Below are 22,321 nucleotides of genomic sequence, written 5' to 3' on the forward strand. Positions count from 1 at the left end.
GGGGAGTAGGGGGAGTAGGGGAGCATGGATATAAATTTCTTTATTTACTTCTTTCTTCCTCCTGACTCCTGACTCGGTGACTCGGTGACTCGGTGACTCCTGACTCCTGATTCCTTACAAAAACATTTTTAAAGAATTTGCAAAATTGGCGCGTGAGTTTGCTATTTCTTAAAAAGTCACTAAATTAGGAGAACCGCTTATGACTGCTAAGAGCAAACCTGCTGCTAAACCTTCCTACGTTTTCCGTACTGGTTGGGCATTGCTACTTTTGGCTATTAACTTTTTAGTAGCAGCTTACTACTTCCACATCATTGACTAGTTAGAAGTAGGCTGGTGCTGCTTAAATCGTGCCTTTGAATAAACCCTTGGGGCGAATAAGCAGCACCAAAATCATGATTAATAGGGCTACACCTTGCTTATACTGTGAACCTAGCCAGGGGGTGCTAACTTCTTGGGCAATACCAATAATAAACGCTGCGGCGATCGCTCCGTAAGGATTGCCAATTCCGCCCAAAATCACTGAAGCAAACAAAGGTAAAATCAAAAACCAACCCATATTTGGACGCACGGCGGTAATTAGCCCGTACATACTGCCACCTAAAGAAGTAAATGTCCCAGCAATTACCCAAGTCCACAAAATTACTCGATCAACATTAATACCAGAAACTCTAGCTAAATCTAAATCATCAGCTACTGCCCGCATTGCCTTACCAATTTTGGTATTTTGCAGCAAGTAGTGAAGCGATAAAATCGCCATAATCGCTAATCCCAGCACCAATAATTGATTTTGCGGTACTTTTAATGTCCCAAATTCTAAAGCCGGAATCACAGGCAAATTATAATTTTGGTTTTTACCTCCCCAGAGAAAAATAATCCCATTGCGGAGAAATAAAGCTAGACCGATAGAGATAATAATCAGAGTTGTCGCACTAGCACGGATAGACCGCATTTTTGACCACAGCAACTTTTCTGCTAGTAACATTCCTCCCACAGTTCCCAAGGTAGCCACAATCATTGACAGCCAAATATTTAGACCCATACCATTGACTATAAGGGTTAAATAAGCTCCCAAAGTGAGAAAATCACCGTGGGCAAAATTAGACAACCGCAAAATCCCATAGGTTAAGGTCAGTCCAACTGCTGCTAGGGCGATAATGCTACCTACAGCAATACCGTTGATAATTAATTGAGCAAATTGTTGTATATCCATAAATATGAAGTTACGGTGAAATTATTGTGAATTTTTGAAGTTGCTATTCAGTCAGAGGGAACAGAAAACTTATGTAGTGCGGGCATCTTGCCCGCTATATATGCAGGGGAAACGCATCTAAATCTTATTGACAAAATACCGTTTTAATGTATAAACCAAGAAATCCCTATTTATCGTTTGATTGATTTTTTCAGGATCATAGTGATGGACTAAAATATTGTCAATAAGTGGTCGTTAATGCGAATATTTTGGTCATTATTGAGATTGAATCGCCCTTATTGATAAGATGCGCTTTCCCTGGGGAAACCCCGTCCCTGCGGGTGCAAAACATTTCAGCAGTTATTAAGTAGGTTGGCGTTAAAAATTCTCGTTATAGCAAGGCAAAAGGCACTCATGCAAGAGGCAAGGGTGAAGAAGTTTTCAGCGATTTTACATTTCTTTACACAGTTTGGTTTTATTGTGTTGACTTACTTACCTCTTGCGAGAAATCCAGGAAAAAGGGTTAAGCAATTACGAGTTTTTCTCCTTTGAGCATCCGCGAAGCTGCTTCTAAAAGTGCTTCTTCTAAATAGGGTTTAGTAAAGTAGCCACTAGCCCCAAGCTGTAGCGCCATTTGTCTATGTTTATCAGCACCACGAGAGGTAAGCATAGCAATAGGTAGCTGGTCAAAAGAACTATCTTTTTGAATCCGTGAGAGAAATTCTAGTCCATCACAACGAGGCATTTCGATGTCACAGAAAACGATATCGCAAGGTAAACCGGAACGAAGTTTATCCCAGGCTTCTTGTCCATCACGGGCTTGTTCTACACGATATCCAGCTTTTGCAAAGGTCAGAGATAAAAGTTGTCTAACTGTGATCGAGTCATCAACAATTAATACTGTTATTTCTACCTTATCAGCGAGTGGGATGTCTATTGAGGATAAACCTGAGTGCTGCCAATTTCCACCGATATGTTTAGAAATCTTACCTTGGAAGATATCAATAATTTCCAATACGTCAGCGATAGGCATAATCATACCATCGCCAAGAACTGTAGCACCAGCTATACCACTGGGTTTAGGTGCTGGACCTTCAAATTGCTTAATTACAATTTCCTGTTGACTCAGAATTTGATCAATTTGTAAAGCAATCATTGTATTCCCTGAGCGGACAATGATTACAGAAATCAGATCATCATCTTTTTTAGTCCCATAGAAGTTCCCACGGGTAAGCTGACGATTAAAAACTAAGATGTCTTTTAAAGGTTGGAAGGGGAGGTTAATATCTCTCCAGACAATAAATGATTGTCCCTCAGCATCTTGCTGAATGTTTTTGGCTGTGATACTTAGAGTATCCTCTACACCATCCATGGGAAAAGCGATTCTGGTGCGATCACAGATGCAGAATAGGGCTTTACAAATACTCAGAGTCAGTGGCAGACGAATTGTAAAGCTAGTTCCTTGACCTAGTGTGGAGTCAGTCCCAACTGTCCCGCGAATTTCGCTGATATCGTTTTGGACGACGTTCATGCCCATACCCCTGCCTTTGATATCGTCTACTTCATCGGCGGTACTGAAGCTAGGGAGGAATAAAAGTTCATAGGCATCTATCCGAGACATGGTTTGTGCCTGTTCAGGGGTCAGGATACCTTTTTTAACCGCCTTGTTTTTAACTTTTTGATGATCAATACCAGCGCCATCGTCACTGACAGAAATAATGGTTTGGTTTCCTTGTTGTAAGGCGCGAATATTAATGATACCTGTGGGTGATTTACCCGCTGCTTGCCGGATTTCTGGGGTTTCAATGCCGTGGGCGATCGCATTATTGACCATGTGAGTCAAAGGATCTGTCAGATGATCTAAAATCATCTTGTCAACCAGGGTATCAACACCTTCTGTGACTAACTCTACCTGTTTGCCATATCTAATGGCATTATCCCGCACTCCTCGCCTTAATCGATCAACAGCTTGGGCAAATGTCACCATTCTGGCTTTTGTTAGTCCTGCTTGTAGCTGGTTAGTTGCTTGGCGTAACTGTCGGGCTACCTGTTCTGTTTCTTCGGTAATAAAGTCAATATCACTGGCTGACTCCCGGACTCGCACGATGAACTGAATCATTTCTTGCGCCAGGATATGAAAAGGCGTAAATCGATCCATTTCGATTTCGCTGAACCCACGATTATGGGAATTGTCCGATGAATCATCATATTCTCTAGAGCGGCGAGTGGAGAGAAGAGAGGATTCTACGAGCGATCGCTCGTAGTATTCCTGCATCCTCATTCCCACATCGGAGAGGTGCTGCACCTGAAGCAATAGGCTATCTAGTGCCTGTCGTAGACGTTCATGATCCTGCTCTAAGGTGTTGCGATTTACCACCAACTCCCCAACCAAGTTACTCATATCATCCAGTTGTTTAACTGGAATTTTGATGCTTTCTTCTTTTATCGTCCGTCGAGTCATGGGACGGGGGATTTTACTTGTAGAAGTTTTTCTTGATGTTGCTGATGAGTTAGATATTTTTTTATCAGCCTGTTCTAACAAGTTTTCTAATTCACTAAATTCATCTTCTAGTCCTAAGAGGTTGTCCTGAGCTTGTCGAAGGGGCAAAAAAGTATTTTGAGACTTAACTACAGTAGGTTGAATAATTATTGGTGGCTGTGAACTAATCTTTAGTCCATTATCTTCATTCTCACTCAGCAATGCTTCTAATGCTGCAAAATCTTCATCTTGAATAGATTCCTGACGGGTACTTTCTTCTGGGAATGCGGACAAAAATGCTTCTATTGCCGCAAATTCATCTAGTAAAGATAGTTCTACCAGAGTTGCGCTGGCAGGTTCATCTAAAAATGCTTCTATTGCCGCAAATTCATCTAATGAAAATTCTTCTCCATTTGCCAACTCTAATTGTGGAGAAGTTTCACCCACTACAGAAATATCTGTTTCTGGTTCTGTGGTTACATCTCCAAAATCACCAAATAAATTATCTTCAGTTTGCGTCTGGCTATCAGTATCTGATGTGAAAAATAAATCAAAAGATTGTTCTTGTGCTTGGGAAATCAGATCAAACTCTTTTGTATCTAAACTATTATTTGTAGCTGAAAGCTGATTTTTGGGAACAATCTCAACTGATGCACTAAATAAACTTTGCTCTAATTCTTTAGCTATATCTTGATTAACTGAAGTAGTAATTTCTGAGTCTGTTGTGTCCAGATCATCCCAGAAGTTATCTAAATTATCTATTGAATTAGCAAGATTAGTTGTAATTTCTGATGTTCCAAATAAGTCATCAATTTCATTTGTTAGCGGTGGTGGATTCTTTGCTACTTCTACAAACAGATTATCTAATGATAAACTTTCTGGTGCTGATGGTTTTATTTTTGATGTTTTTATGGTTGTAGGAATAATTTTTGCGGAAGAATTAGCATTTTCATCTGCCTGATCTTTTGCGTATTTATCCTCCTCTAATAACAAATTATCAAAACTGATTTCAGAGGTGCTGGCTATTTCTGAGAGGGCAATATTTTCTGCTTCAGTTATTTCAACTATAACCGACAATTCATCGTCTTCAGTGAATGTCAATAATTCTTCTAACTTATTAGTGTTAGTTGCCTCATTTTCAGGATCAAGCTGGTGAGATTCTCTAGAAACTGAGATTAATTCTGTGATAACATTATCTGAGGGGAATTGTAAATCTGGACTATTGTCCAACAGATTACCAAATTCTAATGGTTCTAAATTTAGTTCTGTTGTGTCTGTAAATAAAGTTTCCTCAAATTCCAATAACTCGAGTTGTGGGAGAGGAAACAGAGTTTCTAGCTGTTGACTAATCGCAATTTTTGCATCTTGATTTTGAAGAACTAATTCTTGAGCCTGTTTAATTTCAGTAATAATAATTTTGGCTAAAGTCAGATAACTATGATCAGGATTAGATATGGCAAGGGCTGCCGATTCACACAAACTACACCAATTTGATAAATTTAAGTCTCTACCAATTTTTACTAATTGATGGCAGCATTCTTGCAAATTTTCGCGGGAACGCCCTAAGTTAGTTTGTTTAAACTGTTGCAGCATTTCCCGCAGAATTTCTAATACCTGCCCTTGAAACTCTGTCCAATCCTGATTTTGTCTGGTTGTTATAGGTGATTTCTGGATCTGGGGAATCACAGATATTGGTGGTTGGAGATGATTGTGATTAAGGTTGTCTACTCCATTATTTCCTTGCTTTAACAGTGTTTCTATATGCTCATTCAGCCATTGCATGACTGGTTCAGTTTTAAGCATCAAAGCTTGAGCTTTTTCTGCTGATAAACCAAAGGGATTGCCAAGACTGTCTATCAGCGCTTTTAATGTATCACAGACATTCAGTAGTAAAGATTCTAACCTTTGGTCTACTTGAATAGGATGCTCCTTCAGAATCTTGAAGCAATCCTCAAGTCGGTGGGATGTTTGCTGAATACTACTCAGACCCAACATGGCCGCACCACCTTTGATGGAGTGGGCTGCACGGAAGACTTCATTAATCATTTCTGAATCTTCCAGGGTACTTTGGAGATTCAGTAATCCTTGTTCAATAGTGTTTAGGTGTTCCCTGGCTTCTTCGAGAAAGTAACCTAAAATCCGTTGTTGTTGTTCCGGCTGCATAGTGAGTTAAATAGGGTTGTTAGTTGTCAGTTGTCAGTTGTCGGTTGTCAGTTGTCAGTTGTCAGTTGTCAGTTGTCGGTTGCCAGAGGTAAGATTCTGTATTACCAATTACCAATTACCAATTACCTATTCCCTGTTCCCTATTACCTATTCCCTGTTCCCTATTCCCTTTCACCTTGATTCAGTGGTTTCTACTCGGAAGCGTTCCACGGAGGCAATCAAGTCGCGGGATACTCCCACTAAATGTTGCAATGCTCCAGAAACCCGCTGTGCTTCTTGAGAGGTTTCTTGAGCCGTTAGTTCCACAGATTGCATTACTTGTGCCACAGCACGAGAAGTTTCCGTTTGTTCTACGGTATCACTGGTAATTGATCTTACCAAAATATCAATATGATCGGCTACTTGGATAATATTGTCTAGCGATCGCTTGGCTTCTTCTGCTAATCTAGTTTGATGAATTACCTGTTGTGTCCCTTCTTCCATAGCTGTCATAACGGAGCTAGTTTCGCTTTGAATTTGCATCACGATTTGCTCAATTTCTTTTAAGGACTTAGCAGATCGATCTGCCAACTGTCGCACTTCATCAGCTACAATAGCGAATCCTCTACCTGCTTCTCCCGCTCTTGCCGCTTCAATACTGGCATTAAGAGCTAACAAATTGGTACGGGAAGCAATTTGTGAAACTATGGCAACAATAGAGTTAATTTCTTGGGAAGATTCCGCCAATCGTTTCACTTTTCGGCTAGTTTCTGCGACTGTTTCCCGAATTTCCAAAATCCCTACCACCGTATTTTCTACCGCTTCTCCCCCTTTCTGAGCGATTTTACTGGCTTCACGGGCTACAGTTTCCGCTTCCTTGGCTGCTTCTGCTACCCGTTGGATGGAATCAGTCATGACCTGGACGGAATTCAACGTCACAGCTAACTCTTCTGCTTGTCGTAAAGCATCCCCAGATAAGGCTCTAGCAAAAGTTTCGGAATTGGTTGAACCTTTGGTCACATCCCGTGCCGCCACTTTTACCTGTTGGACAATATCCCGGAGATTTTGAATTGTCAGGTTAAAGGCATCAGCAACCGCTCCCAGTACGTCGGCTGTGACTTCGGCTTGAACTGTCAAATCTCCTCTGGCTGCTCCTTCTACGTCATCCAGAAGGCGAATTACCTGACGTTGCAGGTTTTCTTTAGCTTCTTCCATCTCCATGGCTTTGCGTTGGGCTTCATTCGTAGTTGTGAAAATTACCCTAGCCATATCATTAAAGCCAGTGGCTAAATAGCCTAATTCATCTTGTGAATAGACTGTTGCTTCCACATTCATATTGCCTTGACGGACAGAATCAAACTGACTTTGCAGATCCTTAGTAGTCCGGCGAATTTGTTTGAGAGTGAGATTACTCATAAACCCAGCGGTAGCTGCACCTGTAGCTCCTGCGGCTAAGGCCATTAACCAACCTGTATTTCTCACGGATTCCCGTTGTTGAGCCGGTGAAATTGAAATTGTCACCGCGCTCACAATAGCTACACCCACTAGTGATACTAAGCCGACAGTTCCGGCTATCCACCATTGTTTTTTATCGAGGGAGGCGTTTTCAAAGGGTCCAAATAGGCCTTGGTCAAAGGCTACATTGGGTTCTGTCTTCGCCACCTCTGATTGGGTAAAAACAGGAACTGCTTCTTGAGCGCCAGTAATTGTGAATAGTTCTTGATCACGATGACTGCGATCTTGATAAGCATCGCTTTCTTGATCATTGAATGAGTCATCAACAAATTGATTTAGCGAATTTCCCCGACTATCTGGAGATTCTGACAGCATTCCCCCATCGCCAAAACTGCTATCTTCAGTGAGATCAAATCCTGGTCTATCACCGAGATCATCGAATTCATCAAAGTCGTTTAAAAACTCTATATTATTCTTATTACTGCCTCCACTGGAGATATTACTAGTATCTTTAGTGGAAATAAAGGTTTCAGCCCCTAAATCTCCTTCATTCTCTGCCCCAAAAGCAGATTCAAACGCATCTAAGTCAAAACTATCATCATCAAAGTTATTTTTTGCTGATGAAGAGTTGAAATTAAACTGCCGTTGTGGTGGCGCAGAATTGTTGGTAAATGATGCCGATATTGGTTGATCTTGATTGTTGTTGATTGCCTGTTCGTTAATCTCTAAATATGTATCGTTTTGGCTGAGGGTTAAATCTTCAAAGTTATCATCCATTAAGTCGTCTATATCTTCCCCCATCAATATCTCAGTCTGATTTTCAGAGTCATAATCAAGGGATAATTTAGTTGCTGCAAAAGGTGAATAGCTGCTGGAATCATCACTAATTGCTGAAGTTTCATTAGCTAAATTGTGATTAATAACAGCCTGATTATCACCGCCAGAAATATCTTCTTGCCAAAAAGGTGGTAACTCTAATTGACCTGATATTGGATCACTGGTGAGATATTCGGTAGGTACACCAAAGGGATCATCACTCATGACACCATCTAAGGCATTGCTGTCAAATTCCATACTATCTGGATGACTTGCGAACGGATTATGTTCTAGAGGATCTAGGGGTGGTTCATATTCTGCAAAGGAGTTCATTTCCACACTGCGGCTATGCAAATTCCCCATCATCCCTAAATCCAAAGATTCTCCAGTTGTCACCAGACCATGAAATGGAGATTTATAATCACTAAAAGGCTCTGTATACTGATCTATAGTTGCAATACAATTATTAACAAGACGAATAACTTCTTCTTCGCTTGTTAAATACAATACGCTTTGGTAGCTATCTTTAGCCACATCGTATTGTTGCAACATATAGTATGTATGTCCCTTTAACAAATGTAAGTTAGGGTCAGTTGGTGAATTTTGCACCAACTTATCAATTAATACCGCGGCTAATTCATAGTCTTGTTGCTCATAAGCTATTCTTGCCCGATCATAAGTTAGCTCTTGATTGTCTATACGTGCTTCCATATCCTCCCTCCCTAGTTCATTCTGCCCACCGCGCACTTCGCAAAATTGCTATTTGATCCAGTAGTCGTAAATATTTTTTTTCTTTTTCTGTATCAAATAACCACTCTCCCCGCAAAAACGGAGCCATAGCATCTGGTACGTTATTTTGTGGCTTTAGATACTGTACATCAAGCCAGTCCATCCCACAAATTTCTTCTACTCCTAAGCCTACTATCGTATCTTGATCTTCAATGGCAATGACAGGGATTTCTGAGCAATCCGTGTTTAATGGGGTTGTTTCACCGAGAAATTGCCCCAAATCAGCCACCCAAATCAAGCGTCCCCGTAAATTTAGCGTTCCTAAAAGTAAGGGAGATGTATTAGGAATTGGTGTAATCCGATCAGGACTAAGTTCAATTACTTCCCGAATTCCCATAGCTTGTAATGCAAATTCCTGACGTGAGGGCAGATAAAACCGCAAATGCAACTCACCTTGGGGACTTTCTAGTTGTAATTCGGGACGGAATTGATCTTGCTCACTTCCATTTAAAAAATCTGGTTTGTTAACCATATTATTTTCATCCTTGTCCTCGCAGCAGTTGTTTGACTGTTCCTACCAACTCGATTGGTTGAAAGGGTTTAGCTATATAGGCATCTGCCCCTTGTTTCATCCCCCAATAGCGATCGAATTCTTCACCTTTAGAAGAACACATGACTACAGGAACATTTTGGGTTTTAGGATCAGATTTTAAGCGCCGACAGAGTTCATAGCCATTCATGCGGGGCATGACAATATCCAAAACCACCAAATCGGGAGGTGCTTTGTGAATGGCTTCTAAAGCTTCTGCGCCATCGCTTGCATGAGTAACTTCTAAGCCACTAGCTTTCAGAAGGTCTGTCATCATCTCTCTTTGGACGATACTGTCCTCAACAATTAGAATTGTGCTCATAAATGTCTATTTACCTCCTGATTTAGACTTTCCCTTGAGGAAAATAATTTGCTCTCATGACAAAGATGAACTGTATAAATTAAGTTTATTGTTTCACTACTTTACCGTAGATGGAAGTTGGTTAGACAACTATTTTATTCTTGTGATAACATCTTTTAGCCCATCTTGCACCCAATCAGCAAGTCTTCTATCCTATTTGTACACCTGAACAATAATCTAAATTGAGATATTGCTCTATCAGCATTAGCAATTCTTGATCTGTAAAGGTTTAGTCAGATAATCAGTTGCCCCTACCATCCTGGCACGAACACGATCAATAAGTCCATCTTTGCCAGTCAGCATAATAATAATTGGTACAACCCGAAAGACTGTGGAATGCCGCAGCATGGCACAAATCTCATAACCTTGTAATTTTAGGATTGATGCTATCGTCTCACAAATCACTAGTTGGCAATAGACAACTTGTCCGACTTTTCAAACACCCTCTTATATTATACAATACAGAGACAAAGTAGATCAAAAGGATTGACGGTGTGCTGTATTTAGCAGAAGTACAAAAACCGAAGAGTGGGTTACTTGGTAGTGGCAAAAGCGCACTAAAACTAATCGCCTGTCAACGTAATGACCAAAATTGGAGTCCAATACCGAACGAAATAATTATTGCTGATCAAGCAAGTAAATTAAATGATCGTGCATTGGTACTGGTGGAATTGAGTCCGAATCGTCTAGTACAGCGGATTCAGGATGCAGGTCGTCCATTGGTAAATATTTTGCAGAATTTTTCCCAACAAGTGCAAAAATTTAAACTCAAAGAAGAGGAAATTGATCAGTGGAAACAGTCGCTGATGATCCAGGCTCAGGAACTGAATCGTCGAGAAACCGAGATGGAATTCCGTTGGGAGCAAGTACAAAGATTGGAGCATGACTCTAAACGGATAGATACACATAAACATTTATTTGATACATCTGGTACAGAGATTGATCGATTACGGACAGAGGTTGAAAGTAATCACCGGGATTTAGAAGGGGCTTGGGAGCATTTGCGATTTGAACAGAGTCGCTTGGAGGAGATAAGTTTAAATTATCAAAAGTCTAAATCTGTAGATCAAGAGCGCAATCGAGTCCTGAGTGATTTACTTGATCGCTTATCTAGTCAAACTACTCCCATTGACACAGTTAAGGAAAGTCTTAATTATGCTTTTGAATTTGCAGATCAGCAACAGGATGCTTTAAATCTACATTGGCAAAAGTTGGAAATCCAACGTCATTCAGCTAATCAGCAGCAAAAGGAGGGAGAGGAACTGATGCAAAAGCTGTTTGGTTGCCAAAATGAATTGCAAAAGGTACAAAATTCCTTAGCACAACAAATTACTCAGGTGCAATTGAAAACAACAATAGTTAATAGTAAACAGGAATTAACTACGATACTCAAACAGCAGCTAGGAACGGAGGAGGAGTTTTACCAAAAGCTACATCATTTGGCAGCTAACACTGAAACTGAAGTTCCTAAATGGGGAATTGATGTAGCAGCCTTGCAGAAAATGCCTCTGAAGGAATTGGAGCAAATGGTGCAAAATTGGCAGGAGAAGTTAGACAGGGATTCTGATTTTGTGCAAGAACAAGAACAGGAACTTCAATACAAGCAAAAATTTATAGAAGAACTTCAGGAAAAAATTGTCCATTCCGCTGGGGGAGAACGGGTAAATTTAGAATTAGAATTAGCTGATGAACGGGATCTTTGCCAGATGCTAAACGAAAGTCTAGTTGGGCAAAGACGCAATTTGATCGGACAGCAAAAAACTCTCCAGCAAAAACAAGTTGTATTGTGGCAAAGACAAGGGATTGCGGTTGTCAGAGAAGGTGAATCTAGTAATTTAGAATCAATGGTTTTGCAACTTGAAGCCCAAAAACAGCAAAAATCTACCCAAATCCAGAAGCTAGAGGGTGACATGGTGCAGATGCTGACTACTATCGCCGCAGATCAAGAGACAATTGATCATCAAACCCAGGAAGTAGAAGCAAAGCGTCAGGAAGTCAACTCCCTAGAGGAGCAATTACTAAATTTACGAACAGCAACTGCTGAATGCTGGGGAAGAGTTAATCTTTATCAAGAAGCTCTGCAACCTATTCAGGATGCTCTTGATGGTTTACGGGATCAATTACAAAATATTTCTGAATCTTTAACTCAAGTCCAAGCAAGTGGTAATTCTCAATTTCTGATTGTTACCCAGATGCGTCAAACTCTCCAGAGTTTTATGAGTCTAACTCTCTCCCAGGGGTAAGTAACTAGTACCGCAGGGCGGAAGTCAAAAGTCAAAAGTCAAAAGTCAAAACGAAGACAGTATAGGCTTTTTAACGATTTAGAATGGTTGGTTTATTTATGCCGTGTTGTACTAGTTGCTTATTTGCTCATTTTTCTTAATGGATGCTACGGATACAGATCCTTCTTTTTTTGATTAAGTTATACTCAACACGGCTTAATTATTTGATTTAAGCGGGTAGGGGTTTAGCATTGCTAAACCCCTACAAATCTAGGTTTTTCGTGATTTTACAAAAGTCCATGTCCCAACCGTTTTGAGTATATATAAATCCAGTCACCTTGGACTATTGCTGTCCAATCTCCAGGAAAAGGATCTGTTCGGAAACGATTGGGGGCTGTGATTAAGGCTGTGATTTTTTCAATGTGTTCAAAATTAGGGGCATCAGGAAGTATTTCTTGAAGTAGCTGACGCATGACCCGACGTTGTAAAGCTAGGGGTACTTTTTTTAATAAACAGCGGTTTACCTTTAAATTACCTTTCTCGCCCTGTACTGAGGCTTCTAGCCGCAACTGATGGGCTGTTTGTTCCAAATACTCTACCTCTGCTTGTAGAAGTTCGGCTGTTTGCGCTAAATTTGCTTCTACTTGGGGATTGAAATTCGCTTTTAAATAGGGGATTAATTCTTGACGAATGCGGTTTCGCGCATATTGTAAATTTTGATTGGTGGAATCTTCCCAAATTGGTAAATTAAACTCTTGACAAAATTGCTCTGTTTGGGAACGGTTAACTTCTAATAATGGACGCACTAACATGATATTGTCAGTTAGGGGACGTTGCCAAGTTAAAGCTTGTAAACCATCAGCACCAGTACCACGCATTAAATTGTATAGTAAAGTTTCCGCGCGATCGCTGGCAGTATGTCCGGTAATAATATATTGATAGTTATAAGACTGGGCGATTTTTGTTAAGGCCTGATATCGCCAATTTCTGGCTGTGGCTTCACTGTTAACAGGTTGATTAGCTGTTTCTAAATAGAAGGGTGTGTGCCAAGTTTTCGCTAAATTTTTAACATGGTGAGCATTAGCTTGGGAGTCTTCGCGCCAACAATGATCACAATGGGCTATGGCTATGTTCCACTCCCATTTGGGTTGTAGATCTAATAGTAATTTAATTAAGCATAGGGAATCTTGTCCACCCGATACTGCGACTAATAGCTTTTGATTGCGCTCAAATAGATTACGGGCGCGGATAGTCCGATGTATTTGGGCGTGGAGGGGTGTCCATGTCATAATAGATATTTAATCAAAGGTAAAAAGAGAAACCCGCCAATCACACATAGAACAACGACGAAGAGAACTTTCAAGCCTATACCTAATGTAACTTCCATAGCTAGTAAAGTCAGAAAAACGAAATTGAGAGCAAAGCTGAAGAAAACAATTGGGATAGGGAGGATAACTTGTTTTTGACCAGCTTTAATTTTTTGGATGAACCGCAAAATTTTTTGTGTATTTTGTGGTCTATTTTTTGGATCATGCTCCATTAAATAATCAATTAAATCTTTAAATTCTTCAGAAATTTCTGGGGCTTTATCTTGCCATAATAACTTTCCGGTTTGTCTATCTCTTTGAAAGTTATCGTATCCAGGATAAGTTCCTGTGAGTAAGTGCAGAAATGTCCGCCCTAAGGAGAAAAAATCAGATGTATAATCTACCTCTTTACCGGCTTCTTGCTCTGGTGAACAATAGCCTAATGATCCCACTATTGTAGCCGGAATAGTTTGCTTTTGAATTTTTTGGATAAATTCTTTAACAATACCAAAATCAATTAATACTAATTGACCATCAGGTTTTAACATTATGTTATTTGGCTTAATATCCCGATGTAAATAGTTCTGACTATGAACATGAGATAGAATCAGGGTCAATTGTTCTAGCCATTCGATAGCTTGTTGGCTATTAGGAATTTTGTAATTTTGTTCCAACCATTTACCCAAATCCTGTCCAGCAATTTTCTCCATGACTAAACCATGTAAAGCTTCCGGGGTGTGAGGACATTTAAATTTAATGTAAGCATCCACTTCTACGCGGGGAATTCCCGGATTATTTAATTGTTGTAATACATTAAACTCTTGTTTAAAAAGTCCCAAGACTTTATCACTTGATTGGGTTAAAATTTTAATGACTTTATGATCATTCATGAACGTATCTTCTACTTCAAAAGTCTTACCAAAACCACCATCTCCTAATTCTTGCAGAACATGATAACGATTATGGATAATATCTCCAGGTTCAATCATAGCTTTCTCTCTTTTGGGTTAATCAACTACTTATTTATTTTAGAATTCTTGATCATTTATTGACAATCTAATTTTGTCAAATCATAGTTCATTGGGACAAATATTGCCCCAGATATGGCACATTTAGTAGGGATAACACGAACTATTTGAGAAGTGTTTTCTATCATATCTCCATCATTATCAAAAGAGATAGTTCCTGAAGCTCCTCCTGTTACCTGTTTTATATTGTTTAATTGCTGCTGTATAGCCAATCTTTGGTTTGGCAAACTATGAGATATAGATACTTTTTCTAGAGCTTTTGTCAAAACCAAAGTAGCATCATAAGATATTCCGGTTTGAACACCTATGTTAGCAGTTCCCCAAAGTTGTTTAGCTCTTTGAATCATCTCTTTATTAGGACTAGATAAAGGATGCCAAGGAACGACTATTAAAAGTTTTTTGACATTCTGTTTATAGAGTATAGTCTCATCATATAGAGTCGAGTATCCTGCCATTGGCAGTTGATCTTCATTGACATCTATCAGGTTTAAAGTATTTTTAAAACTATAATGATTAACTTTACCATCAGGAATGAGAATCAGTGCTTTTGCCCCTTGCTGCTTAACTTCATTTAAGATTTTACGGGGCATAAATTTAGATATAGATATATCTTGTTCAATTATCTTACTTGCACCTAATTGGTTACGAAATTCTTCAAAAGCAGATTGACTAAAAGTGCTGTTTGGATTGTAAAAAACAGCTACTTTTTCTTTAATAGCTAATTGTGATAATTGCAATTGCTCAATTAATTTAGGAATCTGAAGTTTCACACTGGGGATAGTCCGAAATAAGAAGTTTGGTAAAACTTTCTTACCGGAAAAAAGACTTTTTCTAGCAGCCGTAGCAGGAGCAATAACAACAACTTTGTTCTTTTGATAAACAGGTAAAGCTGCTTTAGTTACTTCAGATGTATAATGTCCAATGACTGCGATTACATCATTTTTAGAAAGCAGATGTTCAGCTAATTTATCAACTGTGTCAGGTTTATTTTCATCGTTAACAACCAGAATTTTTAAACCTGGATTTTTAGGATCTTTGTTGAAATCTTCTTGAAATTGTGCTGCACCTCTTAACAAGGCTTCTGCTATACCTCTAGCATCCTGATTAATAGGAATAACAATAGCAATAGTGTAACTTTTTTTGCCTTGTTGCATCAATTTGGCATTGTTGAGGTAGATTAAAATTTCTGGATTATTTTGATTATTAAGTCTCTGTTTAGTAAAAAAATCAACAGCTTTTTTAAAGTTACCTTGTTGAAACAATGGAAATTTATTTTTTGTAAAGAGACTTTCTTCTCCACAAGATAAATTGTCATTTAACTCAAAATCTTTACACCAATTTTGAGAAAAAATATTTATCAATAATTGCGGATTAAAAATCAAATATATCCAGGAAGAAAAACTAAGTATCAAGATTATTAAAAATAACCATTTAGCTAAAATTGGATATTTACGGATTTTTCTGGAAAAATTTGTCATTTTAGTCATCTTTTTCAGGGAAACGTCTTTTAATATATTTAATAAGTAAAGGATGCACAATACAAAAAGTTGGTAATCTTTGGCTATCATCCCTTGCAATTAACCCATCTGTACATAATTTATCTATGGCTTGACCAATTTTTGCTTGAGAAATAGAGGGAAATAATTGATAAATTTCAGGAAGTGACATTGGTTCTGTTTCATAAACTAATTTTCGCACGATATTGAGTTCTATATTTGATAAACCAGAAATATGTTTATCAAATAAATCAGTTATGACATCATGAATAAAAAATGTTCCTTTGAGAAAGTCATCAATTTCACCATTATAATTATTTTGAATATGTTGAGCAGCAAATTCTAAAGCTGATGGATGTCCTTGATATTGTTTAATAAGTCTTTCTCGTCCCTTTTCTGACAATTTAAAATTCTTCAATATGTATTGAGAATCTTGATTATTTAAACCAGTTAATGTTAATTCTCTAACTCTGGATCTGTCCACAATATCCATTTGTTGATGTGTTTGTAAACTGACAAATACTACGCAACTTTGATGTTCTAATGTTGCAACAGATTTTAAAAGTTTTCCATAGTTAGAATAGTTTATTTTTTGCTGATCTTCTGATATTTCATCAGTTGCCATTAGTTTTTCCCAATTATCAAAAATCAGTAAGCACCGATGTTGATTTAAGAAAGAAATTAGGCTAAGAATTCTCTGAGATATATTTTTTTTATGGGGATTTTCTTCTAAATTATTAGCTGAAAAATATGATTCTATATGAGTTAAAAAATCTTCTAAAAAAGGGGAATATTCAAGCTTCTTCCAGATAATATAATCAAATTTATCTTTAACTTTATCCACAAACTTTCTTAATAGTGGTGTTTTCCCAATCCCACCCATACCAAAAACCCCCACCAAAGGACAGTGTTCTTTAACTATCCATGTTTCTAACTTAGATAATTCTTCTACACGGCCATAGAAATCTTTAGGAACTGGTGCTTCCCGTAAATCTATCCGTAATAAATTGTTTTCTGTGTCTTCCTCAGTACCAGGATGTTCTAAAAGTCGTGGGAGAGTTAAGAAGCAATTCTTTTTGCTAACTTTTCTATCTGTAACTTGACTGAGGTATTTGAATAAATCAGGACCCGTATTATTTTTGATAGTGTCAACAGCATAACCGAGATTATCCATATTGGCATAGGCGATATTTTGCAAAGAATATTCTAAAATCGCTTCTTGACAAGCATTTAAATGAAAATCTATGCCTTTTTCACGCTTTACCCAATCCTTTAATCCTCTAATTATCTGTTTTGTATCCATGGTCTAGTTCTCTCCTGATATCCTGTTCTGGATTGTATCTTAATTTGCCATAACTTTATTAGTTTTATTAGTCTTTATTAGCTAAATACTGATTAGTTAATTGTATTTACAGTTACATCTAATATTGAGATACTTGATTGTGTAAGGACAAAAAAGAGGTTGTTATGGCTTATCAAGATAATTCAGTAATTTCACTAGCAGAAGTTGCTAACGTCAACAGACAGTATAATATTTTGCAGGTAATATCAATACAATCACTGCAAGGGCAAAATATTTGGTTTACACAGAGTCATCAAGGAGATGAGGATGATGATCCTCTAGTTCCTCCTAATTAATGGAGCGGATATTATTTGTCTGGAGAATTAATAATTCTCATCGCTTCCAACTTACAAATTTCTAATTCTGGTAATTTACAATGGGCTTTTTTAAGTTCTTGATCATGGGTATAAAATTCTATAAAATTTCGCCATGATTCTCTAGAAGCTTGCCGATTTCCTTGTGCTGCTTGGACTTGTGCCAATAAGCAATAAGCTGGAGAATAATTGTTTTCTAATTCCAGACAAATAAGTAAATGTTGGTGTGCTTGTTCATAAGAATTTTGCTGAAAATATGCCCAAGCAAGATTTTTGTGTAATGAAACTTTAACTGTGTCATCTTTCACCTTTGACAAAATTGGTTCAATAATTTTCACAGCATCTGCACTATTTCCTTGGAGAATTTGCAACCGAGCTAAATTATTAATAGCAGCATCAGCAGCGCGGTTTTGATATTTAATTGCAATCTGATAATGATGACAAGCATCATCTAAATTATCTAACTTTTCGTAAGTTGCCCCTAGATTATAGTGAGCAGAACCATGATTTTTATTTAATTCCACTGCTAATTCTAGATAAGATGCAGCAATTATAAAATCATTACTCAGGTAGCTTTCATGTCCTAATTGATTTAGAGATTTAGCAATTTCTTTTTTTTCTTTTTCACTGAAATTCATGCGTCTTAGCACCTTTTTTAGTTCTTCTGGAACGGGTTTATGAACTGATAGTAAATACAAGATAGATTTAGTAATATCTTCATGATCTTCATCTTCTGTTTTTGCTAGTTCTTTTGTCCATTTAGATTGACTATCAGTTAATAACTCTGGTTTATATTTAGCAAACAATCCAACCAAGTCTGAGCGTTTGTAACGACGATTATCAGCAGGTTCATTATTCAGTCCAAATTCGTAACATATTCTTTCCACATACTTTCTCACGGATGCTTCTGTAATGTTCATCGCTTCGGCTATATCCATATCTGTATGGCCTGAAAGTATTTTCTGCAATACGTTTTTGCGGTTTTCTGTGAGGTTATAGAATACGCGTTCAAACTCTTGTTGATTCATTCTTGATTTTAATTGCATCAGTTATATATTCACGATTGTGGCTATTTTACAGTAATTTAACATCAATTATGCTATGTGATTATTATCACTTAGGCAAAGGTGATAGTTAAGTACGTGATCTGAAAATTTAAATCTCTGTTATGGGGTTGACACCTGTAAGTAAATATGTCATACTTGTGCTTAATAGATATGTCACCGAATAGAAATATCAAATTTTGTGACATAGCTGGGGGGGAAGAAATGCTTTTAACAGACTTTACTGGTATCGCAGCTAAGGTCACTTTTACACAGTCTCTAACTCAAAATAATTTCGTTTTTCAGGTTGAAAATTAAGGTTTACCTACATCATGAATAAACACAAGTGCTTTTTAGGGTTAGCTATATTAGCTACTTTAGTCACGACTCCTGCTCAAGCGGAGGAAGTTTCTAGGAAAGCGGCCGACTTAATGTCCCAAAATTCTAACTCGACTGATTCAGTAGATCAAAACACTAATAATACTCAACCAGTCAATACCCTAGCATCCACATATAACAGTGGTGATACCGATTCTAAGCTGCCTGCAAGTAATTACTTTTATTTAGGTGCAAGTGTGGGTCGGGGTTTTCCAAGTGATGTAAAGCTAAAAGGAAAATTCACAGATGCTGCTAGAATCCAACTTTTGCAGAATGCCAACATCCCCAATGAGATTGAAAATGAGTTGAGCTTATATCCTGGCTCTTATTGGAATATAGCTAGTGGTTATCAGTGGAAAAATGCTCGTGCTGAACTAGAAATTGGTAGTGGTGCTTTTGGCAATGATGAGTTAAAAAGCGTTAGCGCTGGGGGAGTACCTAATGATCAGAATCAGAATCCACCCACTTCAGGAGTTGGCAAAATCAATTTAACTACCGCCTTTGTGAATGGTTATTACGATATTGCTACTAGGTCTAAATTTCGTCCCTACCTTGGCGCTGGTATAGGCTTGGGTTTTATTAGTGATCAAGATAATGGACTCAACGGGTTTGATTATGGCACATCTTTTGCTTATCAAGGAAAAGTAGGTGTTCAGTATGAAGTCGTCAAAAAGGGTAATGCCTTCGTTGAATTTAGATACGTAGGTTTGACTGGCTATACATCAAAGAAGAATAATACAGAAACCGAAATTGGTTCCATTAATTCCCCTGCTGTGAGCGTTGGTTATCGGCAAGGTTTTTAATCGTTAATTGCATATTGTGGGGTGGATTCAGATTCACCCTACAAACTTGCTTTCATTAATCGAATTCTTTGCATAAATATTTTTATATTACACAACAAAGAAATAATAAACTACACGTACAGATCGGTTGATTCCATGTTTGCTAAAAAAATGAGGTATCAAAGATATGAATTTAAAGCAGACTATTTCTGTTTGGTTCATTAGTAGCTGTTACTTGTGATTATTTAGAACAGTGTTCATCTGTTGATGTAGAATTTATTGAATAAAAATTCAACCACAATACCACATTAGTTATTACTTCTATTTTTCTTCAGAATAAATGGCGTTTTCACCATCACATCTGTATTCATCAACTGATCCCAAAACCGAAAATAAAGACCATAATTACAATTAAACTTGTGATGATGAAGAGTATGGTGAGTTGGAGTAATCCAATTTTTCCCCCAAAAACCACGCATCCAGGAACGGGGATAAACCTCATAACCTGTATGATTGACAACGCCAAATATCGTCATTAATGTTAGCAATAAAATGATCATACTAATGTGAATAGGAATAATAAAAACCAAAATAGGAATAATAATTGCCGTCATCATACTCTCAACTGGATCAAAAGAAAAAGAAGTCCAGGGAGTAGGGTTAATAGATTCGTGATGCACCTTATGAAAGCGGTGATATATGCTAGGAATATGTAACCAGCGATGAGTCCAATAAAAATAAGTATCGTGGATAAACAAATATATAAACAGACTTACTGGCAAATAAACCCAGCCATATTGGATAGGATTTATATAAACTTTTGTTTGTCCTAATGCGATCATTTCCATGATAAAAGCACTGGGTAAAGCAAAAATAAGACAGGAAAAGAGAGACCATTTGATTTCGCTTTTCATTTTACTCTTCCGTCTATCCAGATCATGAAGACGACGAACTTCCCAAGACTGGGGACGACGAACCCAAAGTAACCAATAAAGCAGCGAAGACACAATCAGGTATCGTGTCGAAAGAACGAAAAACATAAACAAACTGGAGATACCAAATTGCGTCAAATTAGGGAGCATAAAGGCTGGTTATGTATTTATAAAACAACATGAATTATTATAGTTCTTTCTTTGCGCCTTTGCTCCTTAGCGTCTTTGCGCGAACCCCCCCCTCTCAAAAGAAAAGGGGGAAAATGAACTTACAAAAACCAACCGTAGGAATGTAAACCCTTACCCAAAAGATTCACACCAAGATAACAAATCCAAACTACAACAAAACCAGCAGCAGCTAAAATTGCAGGTTTTCTACCTTGCCAACCGCGAGTTATTCTAGAATGCAGATAAGCGGCAAAAACTAACCAAGTAATTAACGCCCAAGTTTCCTTAGGGTCCCAACTCCAGTAAGAACCCCAGGCTTCATTAGCCCAAACACCACCGGCAATAATCCCAATTGTGAGGAGAGGAAATCCCAAACCAATGATGCGATAGCTGATATTATCGAGGGTTTCAGCCAAGTTGAGGCGTTGAGGTGAAAGAATTTCAGTGGTTTGAATAGGAGTGGTTGTGACTAAATCCAAAACCGCAGTTCCATTCCCGTTGTTATTAATTTCAACGCGAGAAAAGCCATTAGTTTCCGCAGCGGGTGTAGATGTAACTAACTCACCAGCTTTAAGTAGTTTATAGCCATTACTCCGATAACCGCCATTACCAAAGGAACTACCTTGTAATTGGATATTTTGGCCGCGAGTAACAATTAAAAATGCGATCGCTAACAATGCGCCTACCATCAAAGCGGAATAACTCAACATCATGACACTGACGTGCATCATCAGCCAATTAGATTTCAAAGCCGGAACTAAAGGCTCTGATACCTGCATATTTGATGGTAAAGTTAGAGTAGCAAAAGCAGCAATGCACATCGCTACAGGTGCAGTCACAACTCCCACCAAACGACTACGACTGCTATTTTCGGCAATTAAATGGACAGCAGTAATTCCCCAAGTCAGGAAAAATAAAGACTCGTAGAGATTACTCAGGGGAAAATAACCCGCTTCGATCCATCTTGCCCCTAATAAAGTCGCCATACACAAATTAGCGATCGCCATACCGGCTGTTCCCAAAGCCGCTGTCACCGATAAACTCGGAAAAGCCGCCCCCACCCAATAAACCAACATCGTACAGAATAAGACAGCAAAAGAGGCATTATCTAGCCAGTTCTGGAGTACAACCAGATTCATAAACACTTCTCTCCAAATTCCGATTTCCTTGATCCTAACTGGTTTTGGAGATTAGTCATTGGCAAGATTAACCTTCATAATTCATAGCGCCCAGATATTTAGTTAAAAACCGAGATGTGTAGGGGTTTAGCAGTGCTTATTGGTGTCAACTTAAGCTACGGATGCGTTATTTGTTTGGCTTCCACACCCGCCCAGAAATGAATTTCCGGGCTAATAGCTAAAGTTTACTAAAGTAAACTGAGGATTTAGACAATTCTTAGTCATCTTCAGATGACTTTTGCTATTAGACTGGGAATTCATTCCCAGGCGGGCTGCTAAAGCCCTACTATGTAATCACACGATTAAGACGTTTTGAATATAAATTAGTCCGTGAGTTGCCCAAACTTACTCACGTTTAGATATAATTTATT

Annotated in this window: 17 protein-coding genes and 1 pseudogene; 5 read left to right on the forward strand and 13 right to left on the reverse strand. The window is 38.2% G+C overall.

Features of this window, described 5'->3' with window-relative positions; all coding sequences use genetic code 11:
* Positions 1 to 199: 199 nt before the first annotated feature.
* Entirely contained in the window at positions 200 to 319 is a 120-nt protein-coding gene (gene psaX / locus FJR09_RS06300; RefSeq protein ID WP_015081431.1) for a photosystem I protein PsaX, read from the forward strand.
* Between the two features lie 21 nt (positions 320 to 340).
* Here the strand turns inward: psaX and FJR09_RS06305 are convergent, their stop codons facing one another.
* Together FJR09_RS06305 and FJR09_RS06310 are read right to left on the reverse strand one after the other, a co-directional pair.
* Positions 341 to 1,210 (reverse strand): branched-chain amino acid ABC transporter permease, encoded by an 870-nt coding sequence (locus tag FJR09_RS06305; protein ID WP_168634658.1) that lies wholly within the window; start codon positions 1,208 to 1,210, stop codon positions 341 to 343.
* A gap of 502 nt (positions 1,211 to 1,712) precedes the next feature.
* Entirely contained in the window at positions 1,713 to 5,831 is a 4,119-nt protein-coding gene (locus tag FJR09_RS06310; RefSeq protein WP_015081429.1) for a hybrid sensor histidine kinase/response regulator, read from the reverse strand.
* Between the two features lie 30 nt (positions 5,832 to 5,861).
* On the opposite strand from FJR09_RS06310, the gene FJR09_RS06315 reads away from it, so the two are divergent.
* Positions 5,862 to 6,011 carry a hypothetical protein gene (locus tag FJR09_RS06315; RefSeq protein ID WP_174783505.1) on the forward strand — a complete coding sequence of 50 codons (150 nt, stop codon included), beginning with the start codon at positions 5,862 to 5,864 and terminating at the stop codon, positions 6,009 to 6,011.
* Here the strand turns inward: FJR09_RS06315 and FJR09_RS06320 are convergent.
* The 4 genes and pseudogenes from FJR09_RS06320 to FJR09_RS06335 all read right to left on the reverse strand — a co-directional run.
* Entirely contained in the window at positions 6,003 to 8,792 is a 2,790-nt protein-coding gene (locus FJR09_RS06320) for a methyl-accepting chemotaxis protein (RefSeq protein ID WP_015081428.1), read from the reverse strand. The genes FJR09_RS06315 and FJR09_RS06320 overlap by 9 nt on opposite strands.
* A 16-nt stretch (positions 8,793 to 8,808) precedes the next feature.
* On the reverse strand, positions 8,809 to 9,342 hold the full coding sequence (locus FJR09_RS06325) for a chemotaxis protein CheW (protein ID WP_015081427.1): 534 nt from the start codon (positions 9,340 to 9,342) through the stop codon (positions 8,809 to 8,811).
* Between the two features lie 7 nt (positions 9,343 to 9,349).
* Positions 9,350 to 9,721 carry a response regulator transcription factor gene (locus tag FJR09_RS06330; protein ID WP_015081426.1) on the reverse strand — a complete coding sequence of 124 codons (372 nt, stop codon included), beginning with the start codon at positions 9,719 to 9,721 and terminating at the stop codon, positions 9,350 to 9,352.
* Positions 9,722 to 9,908: 187 nt separating this feature from the next.
* Positions 9,909 to 10,132 (reverse strand): annotated as a pseudogene (locus FJR09_RS06335) (response regulator); the annotation flags it as partial.
* Positions 10,133 to 10,254: 122 nt separating this feature from the next.
* Here FJR09_RS06335 and hmpF point away from each other — a divergent pair.
* Positions 10,255 to 12,003: a pilus motility taxis protein HmpF gene (gene hmpF, locus FJR09_RS06340; RefSeq protein ID WP_168652435.1), complete on the forward strand. Its 1,749-nt coding sequence runs from the start codon at positions 10,255 to 10,257 to the stop codon at positions 12,001 to 12,003.
* A 266-nt stretch (positions 12,004 to 12,269) separates the two neighbouring features.
* On the opposite strand, the gene tilS is transcribed toward hmpF, so the two are convergent.
* Genes tilS through FJR09_RS06360 form a run of 4 tightly spaced genes read right to left on the reverse strand, consistent with a single transcriptional unit; the run spans position 12,270 to position 17,116 of the window.
* Positions 12,270 to 13,271 (reverse strand): tRNA lysidine(34) synthetase TilS, encoded by a 1,002-nt coding sequence (gene tilS / locus FJR09_RS06345; RefSeq protein ID WP_168652434.1) that lies wholly within the window; start codon positions 13,269 to 13,271, stop codon positions 12,270 to 12,272.
* Entirely contained in the window at positions 13,268 to 14,278 is a 1,011-nt protein-coding gene (locus tag FJR09_RS06350) for a serine/threonine-protein kinase (RefSeq protein ID WP_168652433.1), read from the reverse strand. The genes tilS and FJR09_RS06350 overlap by 4 nt, the downstream gene beginning before the upstream one ends.
* Before the next feature lie 56 nt (positions 14,279 to 14,334).
* Positions 14,335 to 15,804 carry an ABC transporter substrate-binding protein gene (locus tag FJR09_RS06355; RefSeq protein WP_168654043.1) on the reverse strand — a complete coding sequence of 490 codons (1,470 nt, stop codon included), beginning with the start codon at positions 15,802 to 15,804 and terminating at the stop codon, positions 14,335 to 14,337.
* The gene (locus FJR09_RS06360; protein WP_168652431.1) at positions 15,797 to 17,116 is read right to left on the reverse strand and encodes an NB-ARC domain-containing protein; all 1,320 of its coding nucleotides are present in this window, start codon (positions 17,114 to 17,116) and stop codon (positions 15,797 to 15,799) included. Before FJR09_RS06360 ends, FJR09_RS06355 begins: the two co-directional genes overlap by 8 nt.
* A 164-nt stretch (positions 17,117 to 17,280) precedes the next feature.
* Here FJR09_RS06360 and FJR09_RS06365 point away from each other — a divergent pair, with 164 nt between their 5' ends.
* The gene (locus FJR09_RS06365) at positions 17,281 to 17,451 is read left to right on the forward strand and encodes a hypothetical protein (protein WP_158310553.1); all 171 of its coding nucleotides are present in this window, start codon (positions 17,281 to 17,283) and stop codon (positions 17,449 to 17,451) included.
* Between the two features lie 11 nt (positions 17,452 to 17,462).
* Here FJR09_RS06365 and FJR09_RS06370 read toward each other — a convergent pair whose 3' ends face one another.
* Positions 17,463 to 18,497, reverse strand: coding sequence for a LuxR C-terminal-related transcriptional regulator (locus tag FJR09_RS06370; protein ID WP_254433047.1), 1,035 nt, complete (start codon positions 18,495 to 18,497; stop codon positions 17,463 to 17,465).
* Between the two features lie 347 nt (positions 18,498 to 18,844).
* On the opposite strand from FJR09_RS06370, the gene FJR09_RS06375 reads away from it, so the two are divergent.
* Positions 18,845 to 19,693: an acyloxyacyl hydrolase gene (locus tag FJR09_RS06375; protein WP_168652429.1), complete on the forward strand. Its 849-nt coding sequence runs from the start codon at positions 18,845 to 18,847 to the stop codon at positions 19,691 to 19,693.
* A gap of 287 nt (positions 19,694 to 19,980) precedes the next feature.
* Here FJR09_RS06375 and FJR09_RS06380 read toward each other — a convergent pair whose 3' ends face one another.
* Complete coding sequence (locus tag FJR09_RS06380) at positions 19,981 to 20,679, reverse strand: sterol desaturase family protein (protein ID WP_371416361.1); 699 nt, start codon at positions 20,677 to 20,679, stop codon at positions 19,981 to 19,983.
* A gap of 194 nt (positions 20,680 to 20,873) precedes the next feature.
* The gene (ccsB, locus tag FJR09_RS06385; protein WP_168634670.1) at positions 20,874 to 21,911 is read right to left on the reverse strand and encodes a c-type cytochrome biogenesis protein CcsB; all 1,038 of its coding nucleotides are present in this window, start codon (positions 21,909 to 21,911) and stop codon (positions 20,874 to 20,876) included.
* Positions 21,912 to 22,321: the final 410 nt, after the last annotated feature.

The organism is Dolichospermum sp. UHCC 0406 (genome assembly GCF_009712025.1).
GTDB classification, from domain to species: domain Bacteria; phylum Cyanobacteriota; class Cyanobacteriia; order Cyanobacteriales; family Nostocaceae; genus Dolichospermum; species Dolichospermum lemmermannii.